This is a genomic window from Pectobacterium versatile (assembly GCF_020166435.1).
In the GTDB taxonomy this organism is placed as follows: Bacteria; Pseudomonadota; Gammaproteobacteria; order Enterobacterales; family Enterobacteriaceae; genus Pectobacterium; species Pectobacterium versatile.
Map to the genome: position 1 here is coordinate 210,489 of NZ_JAINZP010000007.1, position 11,127 is coordinate 221,615.

The 11,127-nt window shown below is 50.2% G+C and carries 11 protein-coding genes; 5 read left to right on the plus strand and 6 right to left on the minus strand.

Annotated features, from left to right (window positions below; translation table 11 throughout):
• Window positions 1-48: 48 nt before the first annotated feature.
• The 4 genes from truD (at window position 49) to rpoS (ending at window position 4,288) form a co-directional block, all read left to right on the plus strand.
• On the plus strand, window positions 49-1,095 hold the full coding sequence (gene truD / locus K7X24_RS11105) for a tRNA pseudouridine(13) synthase TruD (RefSeq protein WP_224554924.1): 1,047 nt from the start codon (window positions 49-51) through the stop codon (window positions 1,093-1,095).
• Window positions 1,096-1,235: 140 nt separating this feature from the next.
• Complete coding sequence (locus K7X24_RS11110) at window positions 1,236-1,862, plus strand: protein-L-isoaspartate(D-aspartate) O-methyltransferase (protein WP_224554926.1); 627 nt, start codon at window positions 1,236-1,238, stop codon at window positions 1,860-1,862.
• Between the two features lie 357 nt (window positions 1,863-2,219).
• Window positions 2,220-3,242: a murein hydrolase activator NlpD gene (nlpD, locus tag K7X24_RS11115; RefSeq protein WP_224554929.1), complete on the plus strand. Its 1,023-nt coding sequence runs from the start codon at window positions 2,220-2,222 to the stop codon at window positions 3,240-3,242.
• Between the two features lie 53 nt (window positions 3,243-3,295).
• Window positions 3,296-4,288: an RNA polymerase sigma factor RpoS gene (gene rpoS, locus K7X24_RS11120; protein ID WP_224554931.1), complete on the plus strand. Its 993-nt coding sequence runs from the start codon at window positions 3,296-3,298 to the stop codon at window positions 4,286-4,288.
• A 105-nt stretch (window positions 4,289-4,393) separates the two neighbouring features.
• Here rpoS and proS read toward each other — a convergent pair whose 3' ends face one another.
• The 6 genes from proS to metN all read right to left on the minus strand — a co-directional run bounded on the left by proS (window position 4,394) and on the right by metN (window position 10,058).
• On the minus strand, window positions 4,394-6,112 hold the full coding sequence (gene proS / locus K7X24_RS11125; RefSeq protein WP_224554932.1) for a proline--tRNA ligase: 1,719 nt from the start codon (window positions 6,110-6,112) through the stop codon (window positions 4,394-4,396).
• Window positions 6,113-6,257: 145 nt separating this feature from the next.
• The gene (gene tsaA, locus K7X24_RS11130; protein WP_224554934.1) at window positions 6,258-6,974 is read right to left on the minus strand and encodes a tRNA (N6-threonylcarbamoyladenosine(37)-N6)-methyltransferase TrmO; all 717 of its coding nucleotides are present in this window, start codon (window positions 6,972-6,974) and stop codon (window positions 6,258-6,260) included.
• Complete coding sequence (gene rcsF / locus K7X24_RS11135; RefSeq protein WP_039541112.1) at window positions 6,971-7,381, minus strand: Rcs stress response system protein RcsF; 411 nt, start codon at window positions 7,379-7,381, stop codon at window positions 6,971-6,973. The genes tsaA and rcsF overlap by 4 nt, the downstream gene beginning before the upstream one ends.
• Window positions 7,382-7,499: 118 nt before the next feature.
• A complete protein-coding gene (locus tag K7X24_RS11140; protein WP_224554936.1) occupies window positions 7,500-8,315 on the minus strand; it encodes a MetQ/NlpA family lipoprotein in 816 nt (271 codons plus the stop codon).
• Window positions 8,316-8,380: 65 nt separating this feature from the next.
• A complete protein-coding gene (locus tag K7X24_RS11145; protein WP_224554939.1) occupies window positions 8,381-9,034 on the minus strand; it encodes a methionine ABC transporter permease MetI in 654 nt (217 codons plus the stop codon).
• A complete protein-coding gene (gene metN, locus K7X24_RS11150; protein ID WP_224554941.1) occupies window positions 9,027-10,058 on the minus strand; it encodes a methionine ABC transporter ATP-binding protein MetN in 1,032 nt (343 codons plus the stop codon). The genes K7X24_RS11145 and metN overlap by 8 nt, the downstream gene beginning before the upstream one ends.
• Window positions 10,059-10,237: 179 nt before the next feature.
• On the opposite strand from metN, the gene gmhB reads away from it, so the two are divergent.
• Window positions 10,238-10,801 carry a D-glycero-beta-D-manno-heptose 1,7-bisphosphate 7-phosphatase gene (gene gmhB / locus K7X24_RS11155; RefSeq protein WP_039530687.1) on the plus strand — a complete coding sequence of 188 codons (564 nt, stop codon included), beginning with the start codon at window positions 10,238-10,240 and terminating at the stop codon, window positions 10,799-10,801.
• Window positions 10,802-11,127: the final 326 nt, after the last annotated feature.

Genomic DNA, 11,127 nt, shown 5'->3' on the forward strand with positions numbered 1-11,127 from the left:
CAATGTCATGATCGTGCTTCGCCCGATTATGCACTTTGTAGGATAACGATGGAAAATAGCGAACAACTCGTCTGGCTGCACGGTGAACCACAGGCTACTGGCTCATTGAAATCCACTGCGGAAGACTTTCTGGTGGTGGAAGATCTGGGGTTTCAGCCGGATGGCGACGGTGAACAGGTATTGGTGCGTGTACGCAAGCGCGGATGCAATACGCAATTTGTGGCCGAGATGCTGGCGAAATTTGTTCGTCTACCGCTGCGTGCCGTCAGCTATGCGGGCCTGAAAGATCGTCATGCTGTCACCGAACAGTGGTTCTGTCTGCACATGCCAGGAAAAGAGACGCCCGATTTCACCTCGCTGGAACTGGAAGGCTGTGATGTGCTTGAGGTGATTCGCCATCGTCGCAAGCTGCGGATCGGTACGCTGCGGGGTAACCATTTTACTCTGGTGCTGCGTCAGGTCAGCGATCGAAACGAAGTTGATGCTCGTTTGGCGCTGATTGCCGCGAAAGGCGCGCCTAATTATTTCGGCAGCCAGCGTTTCGGGCGCAACGGAAATAACCTTGAGCAGGCCCGTCTTTGGGCAAATAACGAGATTCGGGTAAAAGAACGCAGTAAGCGGAGTTTTTATCTTTCTGCCAGCCGCAGTGCGATGTTTAATCAGGTTGCCAGTGCAAGACTGGCAGGGCAGCAGGCGAAAACCGTCTTGTGTGGTGATGCATTGCAGCTGACAGGGCGCGGCAGTTGGTTTGTTGCTAAGGCTGATGAACGGGAAACTTTGCAGACGCGCCTTGATGCTGGCGAGCTTCAGATTACTGCGCCGCTGCCCGGAGATGGTGAACTGGGCACGCAGGATGACGCGCAGCTATTTGAAAAGCAGGCTTTGGTCGGACAAGACACACTGTGGTCTTTGGTCAAGCGTGAGCGGGTCGAACCTGCACGGCGTGCGGTACTGCTGTATCCACAACAGATGCACTGGGAATGGCAGGATGACGCAACCGTGAAAGTGACATTCTGGCTACCTGCGGGTAGTTTTGCGACCAGCGTGGTGCGTGAATTGCTGCATTCACAGCAGGATACCGATCTCGGTGCCTGATGTACTGCGATACGTTTTTTGCAGAACATAGTTGCAGAGAATAATGCTGGCAACCGTGCGATAGCGGCGGCTGGCTTACCCCTGTGCGGGAAAATTGCTGTATTGGTGACGAGGTTAACCAGAGCTGAGGTTGGCGGGGAATGGTAAACAAGCGTATAGAAACGTTGTTGGCACAACTGCGCCAGCAGGGCATTCAGGACGAACGTCTGCTGAAGGCGATAGAAGCCGTACCCAGAGAACGTTTTGTTGATGAGGCTTTCGAGCATAAAGCGTATGAAAATACCGCTCTGCCTATTGGTTCTGGGCAGACGATTTCGCAGCCGTATATCGTTGCGAAGATGACGGAATTGCTCAGCCTGATGCCCGAATCCCGCGTGCTGGAAATTGGCACTGGGTCGGGTTATCAAACGGCAATTTTAGCGCATTTGGTTCGGCACGTTTGCTCGGTTGAGCGTATCAAAGGGCTGCAATGGCAGGCTAAACGTCGCTTAAAGCAGCTTGATCTACATAATGTTTCTACCCGTCATGGCGATGGGTGGCATGGCTGGGCGTCGCGCGGGCCGTTTGATGCCATCATCGTGACTGCTGCACCGCTGGAAATTCCCCTAGCGCTGATGGAGCAACTTGATGAAGGCGGTGTGATGGTATTGCCCGTCGGTGAACAGTCACAATACTTACAAGTTGTGCAACGCCATGCTGGCGAATTTATTATTCAAACGGTTGAAGCTGTTCGGTTTGTTCCGCTGGTCAAAGGGGAATTAGCCTGATACCGTGGCGTTGGTATGCATTTGTTGTTAAGTCTTTAAAATTTCAACATAACTGTTTTATAGTGCGAATTTGTTGATATTGTTAGCATCTAATCATCGCGGTGCCTTTCCCGTTTTGCTTATGCGCCAGCGATGGTGAAGTAGCGATCTTTCTCGTTCCAATTAACGAATAAATCACCGGATACCGGTTATACTACAATCACTTACGCGATAGGTAGTTGAGCTACGGCCAGTTAAGCGAGAGCAGATGCGAGGCTGACATGTCCGAATTGAGTTCTGGATACTACTGTTTTTTGAATGTTATCGACACTTTTTGAACGCTATAGTTATAGAGGAGTAAGGCGCATGGGAAGCCGAATGATGAATTTGCGTCACATTGCTGCTTGTACGGTGGTTGTCTTAGGATTGGCGGGATGTACCAATAATAATTCCAAATCCGCACCGATCAGCAGCGTTGATGGAAATACGGGCAGCCGAGGGGGGATGTTATCTGCGCCACCATCACGCATTTCAACAGCGGGTGAAAGCGTGGCAACAACGTCCGACGGACGAATTGTTTACAATCGCAGCTATGGCAATATTCCGAAAGGCAGCTATAGCGGCGGCAGTTCTTACACGGTTAAACGGGGCGATACCCTTTTTTATATCGCGTGGATTACCGGTAATGACTACCGGGATCTGGCGCAGCGCAACAATATCCCTGAGCCGTACAGCCTGAATGTGGGGCAATCACTGAGCTTAGGCAGCGGTTCCGGCAACAACGCTTCGGGCGGCGGCCTGACGAGCGGTGGTGGAATGCTGGCAACAACCGATGCCACACGCGGTGGTGTACCAACGCCGCCATCAAGTGCGCAAATACAAACTACATCGGTTGATTCTCAGTCAACTAATGCGTATTCTGGTAATCAGGGTAAACAGAATGTAGGTAAGATGTTACCTACGACAGGTGCACCAACAACCGCTCCTGTTTCCGCACCAGCGGCTGTTGCCAGCAGCAATACGGCTGCTGTCGGCAGTTGGCGTTGGCCTACCGATGGGAAAGTCATAGATAGTTTCTCCGCTTCCGAAGGGGGAAATAAAGGGATTGATATCGCCGGCTCACGTGGGCAACCGATCACCGCAACCGCCAGTGGGCGTGTGGTGTATGCGGGGAATGCGCTACGTGGTTACGGAAATCTGATAATCATCAAGCATAATGATGACTACCTCAGTGCCTATGCCCATAACGATACGATGCTAGTCCGTGAGCAACAAGATGTCACGGCAGGACAAAAGATCGCTACGATGGGCAGTACGGGCACCAGCTCAGTTCGCTTGCACTTTGAAATTCGTTACAAGGGGAAATCCGTAAACCCGCTGCGTTTTCTGCCGCAGCGATAAATCGGGCAGAGTATTTCGGTATTCTGCCAAGGGATCACGGGTAGGAGCCACTTATGAGCCAAAGTACGCTGAAAGTTAACGAGTTACATGAAGATGCCGATTTCGAAGAAAATGGATTTGACGTTTTTGACGATAAAGCGCTGGCAGAGGAAGATACCAATGATAATGACTCGGCGGAAGACGAGCTGTTATCGCAAGGGGTCCCACAGCGTGTCTTGGACGCAACACAGCTCTATTTGGGAGAGATTGGCTATTCGCCGCTTTTAACCGCAGAAGAAGAAGTTTATTTTGCCCGACGCGCGTTGCGTGGTGATGTCCCATCACGCCGCCGGATGATCGAGAGTAACCTGCGGCTGGTGGTGAAAATTGCCCGCCGTTACAACAATCGTGGTCTAGCGCTGCTGGATCTAATTGAAGAGGGGAACCTCGGCCTGATCCGTGCGGTTGAAAAATTCGATCCAGAAAGAGGATTCCGTTTTTCAACCTACGCAACCTGGTGGATTCGACAAACGATAGAACGGGCGATCATGAATCAAACCCGTACCATCCGTTTGCCGATTCACATTGTCAAAGAACTCAACGTTTACCTGCGCACTGCGCGCGAACTGTCTCATAAACTGGATCACGAGCCGAGTGCGGAAGAAATTGCCGAACAGCTTGATAAACCTGTTGATGACGTCAATCGCATGCTGCGCCTGAATGAGCGTATTACTTCCGTCGATACCCCGCTGGGTGGTGATTCGGAAAAAGCACTGCTGGATATTCTGGCAGACGAAAAAGATAACGGACCTGAAGACACCACTCAGGATAACGATATGAAGCAGAATATCGTTAAATGGTTGTTTGAGCTTAATGCCAAACAGCGTGAGGTGTTGGCGCGTCGTTTCGGCCTGCTAGGGTACGAAGCGGCTACGCTGGAAGATGTGGGTCGTGAAATCGGCTTAACGCGTGAACGTGTTCGCCAGATTCAGGTTGAAGGCTTACGCCGCCTGCGGGAAATTTTGCAGGTCCAGGGGTTGAGCATTGAAGAACTGTTTCGTGAATAATTAGTGACGAGTTGCTGATGTCTTGAAATAAAAAATGGTGGGTTTCCCCACCATTTTTTTATGCTTGTATTCGCCCTTTCACACGACAGAGCGGTCCGACGGCGATTAGCGTACGATATTCGCCAGCAGGAAATCGACGATTTCGCTGGTTTTAATCATTTGCTTTTCACCGACCCGACGGTTCTTATATTCAATTTCTTCGCTATCTAGATTGCGATCGCCAATCACGATGGTATGCGGTACGCCAATCAACTCCATATCGGCGAACATCACGCCCGGACGCTCTTTACGGTCATCAAGCAGAACTTCAATGCCTTTAGCGCGCAGTTGCTGGTAGATATCTTCAGCCACTTCCTTCACGCGGAAAGACTTATGCATGTTCATTGGCAGAATAGCAACGTGGAAAGGTGCAATTGCGTCTGGCCAGATGATGCCGCGTTCGTCATGATTTTGCTCAATCGCTGCTGCGACAACGCGCGTCACACCAATACCGTAGCAACCCATCGTCAGCGTCTGGTTGCGGCCGTCTTCACCTTGAACTGTGGCTTTCAGCGCTTCAGAATACTTACTGCCCAGTTGGAAGATATGGCCTACTTCGATACCGCGTTTAATTTGCAGTGTACCTTTACCGTCTGGACTGATGTCGCCTTCAACCACATTACGGATATCTGCAACCTGCGGTAGCGTAACGTCACGTTCCCAGTTGATGCCAAAATAGTGTTTGCCATCGATGTTCGCGCCAGCGCTGAAGTCGCTCATGGCCGCTACGGTACGATCGACAACGACAGGAATTGACAGCTTGACCGGACCCAGTGAACCCGGGCCTGCGCCGATAGTTGCACGAATCTCTTCTTCCGTTGCGAACGTCAGCGGGCTGGCTACCTGAGCAATTTTCTCCGCTTTGATTTCGTTCAGTTCGTGATCGCCGCGAACCAGTAATGCAACCAGTTTATGGCCGCTTTCTTCCGTTGCTTTAACCAGCAGCGTCTTCACGGTTTTTTCTACTGGCAGTGTAAACTGCTCAACCAGCTCGGCGATGGTCTTGGCGTTTGGCGTATCAACCAGACGCAGCTCTTCCGTCGCTTCGGCGCGGCCTAACTTCGGCGCAACCGCTTCTGCCAGCTCAATGTTTGCTGCGTAGTCGGATTCCGTTGAGAAAACGATATCGTCTTCACCGTTGGTCGCCAGTACCTGAAACTCATGGGACGCGTTACCCCCGATAGAACCGGTGTCTGCCTGAACAGCTCTGAAATCCAGATCCATACGGCTGAAAATCTTGCTGTAAGCGGCGTACATCGCGTCGTAAGTGACCTGCAACGATTCCTGTGAAGTGTGGAAAGAGTAGGCGTCTTTCATCAGGAATTCACGCGAGCGCATTACGCCGAAACGCGGGCGCACTTCATCGCGGAATTTGGTTTGAATCTGGAAGAAATTCAGCGGCAGCTGCTTGTAAGAGCTGATTTCATTGCGAATCAGGTCAGTAATGACTTCTTCGTGTGTTGGGCCGAGAACAAATGGGCGTTCGCCACGATCGACAAAACGCAGTAGTTCCGGGCCATAGTCCACCCAACGGCCACTTTCCACCCATAAATCTCCAGGCTGAACAACGGGCATGGAAACTTCAATCGCGCCAGCGTTGTTCATCTCTTCGCGCACGATATTTTCAACTTTTCTCAAAACACGTAAACCGGTCGGCAACCAGATGTAAAGGCCGGAGGCCAGTTTACGAATCATTCCTGCCCGGAGCATCAACTGATGGCTGATGACTTCTGCATCGGCTGGCGTCTCCTTGAGTGTGGAGAGCATGTATTGGCTAGTACGCATGGGGTTTTAGTTCCGTTAGAACGACAAGTAGCATAGGGCTGCCGTGCAGCCGAAGGCACATAAAAAGTGTCTTAGTTTACCAGCGTGGGCGGCGTGTCAAAAGAGAGCAGGGACAATTTTAGAATATATTGCTGCGGTTCGTGTATTAACACGTGTGTGACGGGTCGAGACTCAATACTTCGGTTTGTTCTTCGCAGACGCGCCAGCGCACATTGAATTCCAATAGCAAAACGGCGTATTCCCGCGTGGCACTTTCCCCTTTACGGTAGGCGGGGCGCGGATCCTGTGCCAATACCTGCGAGATAAAGCGTTTCAACTGGGGATATTTTTTGTGGTGTTCTGCGATCTGGCTTCCCGCGAAGGCGGAAAAAACTACCGGCATCGCGGCATCGGGGGCCATTTGGGCAAAACCCGCTCGCGCCTGAGGATGGCTTTCTGCAAAGGGTAGATAAGGTTTGATATCGATGACCGGTGTACCATCAACCAGATCAAGGCTGCCTAATTCGAGCGTAATGGCATCGCCTTTTGCACGGATCCCTTTTAGCTCAACCAGCGACATGCCAACAGGGTTAGGGCGGAAGGTAGAACGCGTAGCGAAAACGCCCGTACGGGTGTTTCCTCCCAGACGCGGTGGTCGAACCGTCGGACGCCAACCGCCGTCCATCGTTTGATGAAAGATGAACAGGATCCAAATATGACTGAAGTCTTCCAGCCCCCGCACACATTCCGCCTGATTGTACGGCGGTAATAGCTGAAGCTCTCCGCCTCCGTCTTCAATCAGACCTGGTTGCCGCGGAATGGCAAACTTTTCTTTATACGGTGAGCGGATAATCCCGATCTGATTGAAAACAAATTGACTCATTGTGCAGAGACTTTCAGCGCAGTGCCTTGGCAAACGACCTGGCTGTAGCAACCTGCTACGCCGCTGACGGTTTGGCATTCATGCAGTAAAACTGCATTGGCTTTCATTGCGGTTGCGCGGTTTTGCATTCTTTTACGCGCATTTGCCGCGTTAGGGGGAGAATCCTGAGCGCTGACCTGACATGAGGATCCTGAAACTTCGCCCATATCACGGAAAGGTTTACCGACTAATTCTTCTGCACTTTTATATAACACCGCTGGCGTCGGGCGAGCCGCTGGCTTCGGTTTAGGCGCAGGTTCTACAGTCTTGGTTTCAAGAGCGGGTTGAGGTGCCGGTGCCGGTGGCTTCTGAAATAAAGAACAGCCTGTCAGCGACATGGCCAACAATATAAAGGGAACAGCACGCATTAAGGATTCCTCTGCTTTTTCTCAAAGAGCGGGTATTGAAGCAAGCAATTGCACAAATAACAAGACGGGCCGTAGCCCGTCTTAACAATATCTTTTAATTAAACGCGTTAGGGTGGGGTTACCAGCCTTTCACTGCGCCGCCATTAAAGGTTTTGTTTGCAGCATCGTTTACTTCGTCAGACTGATAAGCCTGAACGAATTTCTTCACGTTTTCAGCGTCTTTGTTGTCTTCGCGTGAAACCAGCAGGTTTACATACGGAGAGTCTTTCTCTTCAACAAACAGGCCATCTTTGGTTGGCGTCAGGTTAATCTGGCTAGCATAAGTGGTGTTGATTACCGCCAGCGCGATTTGTGCGTCATCTAAAGAACGTGGCAGCTGTGGTGCTTCCAGCTCAACCAGTTTGATGTTTTTCGGGTTTTCGGTCACATCCAGTACGGTTGGCAGCAAGCCGACGTTGTCTTTCAGTTTAATCAAACCGACTTTCTGCAGCAGCAGCAGGGAACGGCCCAGGTTGGTTGGGTCATTTGGAATAGCGACTTGAGCGCCATCTTGCAGTTCATTCAGCGATTTGATTTTTTTGGAATAACCCGCAATTGGGTAAACAAAGCTGTTGCCGACAGAAAGCAGTTTATAGCCACGATCTTTGATCTGTTGATCCAGATAAGGTTTGTGCTGGAAGGCATTCAGATCGATGTCACCTTTGCTCAGGGCTTCGTTTGGCAAGACGTAATCGTTAAATGTGACTAACTCGACGTCCAGACCGTATTTGTCTTTTGCCACTTTCTGCGCAACTTCTGCAACTTGTTGTTCTGCGCCAACGATAACGCCAACTTTAATATGATTAGGATTCTTTTCTTCCTGACCACATCCCGCGAGTGCCAGAGCACCAATGAGTGCGCCAATGGTCGCAATAGATTTCAGTTTAATCGCCATATCCTTACCCCTAATTAACTATTTTCTTGACAGATGCCTTCAGGCAAATGCGTATTGTGGTGAGATTACTTGTGTGTGACAGCTTTTACTGCCCTGTCGCCGCAGAATTGAATCAGGTAAACCAAAACAACCAGTAATATTAATACCGTATTCATGACCGTCGCGTTATAACCAATATAACCATACTGATAACCAATTTGACCTAAGCCGCCTGCGCCCACGGCTCCACCCATAGCAGAATAGCCTACGAGCGTAATTAGCGTGATGGTTGCGGCATTAATTAGCCCTGGTAATGCTTCCGGCAGCAATATCTTTCTGATGATCTGCATCGGCGTCGCACCCATTGCTCGAGCGGCTTCGATCAGGCCGGTAGGAATTTCAAGCAGCGCATTTTCCACCATACGGGCAATAAAAGGTGCCGCACCGACGGTAAGAGGAACGATCGCCGCTTGCAGGCCAATAGAGGTTCCGACAATGATGCGAGTAAAAGGAATCATCCATACCAGCAAGATAATGAACGGAATCGAACGGAAGATGTTTACCAGTGCAGAAACGATCCGATAGATCTTGGGATTGGCGATGATTTGCCCCGGACGCGTGGTATACAACAAAACGCCCACAGGTAAGCCAAGTACAAAGCCAAAGAAACCAGAAACGAACGTCATCGCGACGGTTTCCCATACTCCCTTAACCATTAACCACATCATTGCTTCAGACATAACCCAGAACCTCAATTGTAACGTGACTTTCCTGCAGGAATTGGATTGCGGCTTTGATATCTGCCTCGTTGCCGTGCATTTCTGCCAGCATGATGCCGAACTTGACGCCACCAGCGTAATCCATCTGGGCACTGATAATGTTGTTGTTGATGTTAAAGCGTCGGGCAACCTCGGACAGCAGCGGAGCATCCACCGACTTACCCGTAAATTCCATCCGTAATAATGGCGTGGTATCTGGGCGATAGTCAGGGGACAGACGGGCGAGGTAATCGTCAGGGATGTCCAGGTGCAATGTTGACTGAATGAATTTCTGCGCCAGCGGCGTTTTCGGGTGTGAGAAGACTTCGCTTACGGTGTCCTGCTCGATAAGTCGTCCGTCGCTGATCACCGCAACCTGATCGCAAATGCGTTTCACCACGTCCATCTCATGGGTAATAAGAAGAATGGTTAGGCCCAAGCGGCGATTGATGTCTTTCAGTAATTCGAGAATCGAGCGCGTTGTTGCAGGATCTAATGCACTGGTTGCTTCGTCACACAGCAGAACTTTAGGATTGCTCGCTAACGCACGGGCAATAGCGACGCGCTGTTTTTGTCCGCCGGACAAATTGGCTGGATAGACATCGTGCTTATCTGCCAGACCAACCAGCTCCAACAACTCGTTGACTCGTTTGGTTATGTCGGCTTTCGGCGTGTTATCCAATTCCAGCGGTAGTGAAATGTTGCCAAAAACGGTGCGAGAAGCGAGCAGGTTGAAATGTTGGAAAATCATGCCGATTTGACGGCGTGCGCGCGTCAACTGGCTATCAGACAGTTGAGTCAATTCTTGCCCATCTACCAGAACTTTCCCTTCTGTCGGTCGCTCCAATAAATTGACGCAGCGGATCAATGTACTTTTACCTGCGCCTGATGCGCCGATAACGCCATAAATTTGCCCAGTGGGAACATGAAGGCTGACATCAGCAAGCGCGGTAATTGTCCGCCCGTTCTGCTGGAAAACCTTAGTAATATTAGAAAGTTCAATCATATGTTTTTATCGTGAGTGCCTATGGCTGGATAAATCAGTTTCTGAATTAACAGAATATGAAATGGATGTTAGGGCGTCTAGACGTCTAAGTCAATCGGGATTGTCATGGCTCTGCATTCTCCCTCTCGGCGAAAACATGCGATACTACCGCGTAATTTAGGCATTCAGGAGCAAAGTCAGTGGCACAAAGCGTTCCAGCAGTTTTTCTTGATCGTGACGGCACGATCAATGTCGATCACGGTTATGTTCATGACATTGACCATTTTCAATTTATTGACGGCGTCATTGATGCCATGCGTGAGTTGAAAAGCATGGGGTTCGCGCTGGTTGTTGTGACGAATCAGTCCGGCATCGCCCGCGGTAAGTTTACAGAAGATCAGTTTATGCAACTGACGGAGTGGATGGACTGGTCGCTGGCCGATCGTGGTGTTGATCTGGATGGCATCTATTTTTGTCCGCATCACCCTGAAGCTGGGGAAGGTGAGTATCGCCAGAGTTGTGATTGCCGTAAGCCTGAGCCGGGCATGCTGCTTTCTGCACAGCGTGAGTTGAACATTGATATGGCAGCTTCTTATATGGTGGGAGACAAATTAGAGGATATTCAGGCTGCAATGGGTGCTGGTATAGGAAAAAAACTGCTGGTTCGTACTGGTAAACCCGTCACTGAGCAAGGCGAAGCACTGGCTGATGGTGTGCTGGAAAGCCTCGCAGACCTGCCAAAATGGATAAAAACGCGCAGTTAACAAGCGGAACGAATGAAAGATGCGCAAACAGAAAAAAGTTTACGAGATTTGCTTGCGCTTCTGAATCGGATCCCTATAATGCGCCTCCATCGACACGGCGTTGTGAACACACAATCGGGTGGATAAAGAAAGAGAAAACACTTTAAAATAAGCGTTGACTCTGAAGGTGAAAAGCGTAATATACGCCACCTCGCGAAGTGGTTAAGACCACAACGCACTGCTCTTTAACAATTTAATCAGACAATCTGTGTGGGCACTCACAAGACCGTATCTTAACGATATAAAAAAGTCTTGAAGAGTGAACAACAGTAAATTCATTACGAATA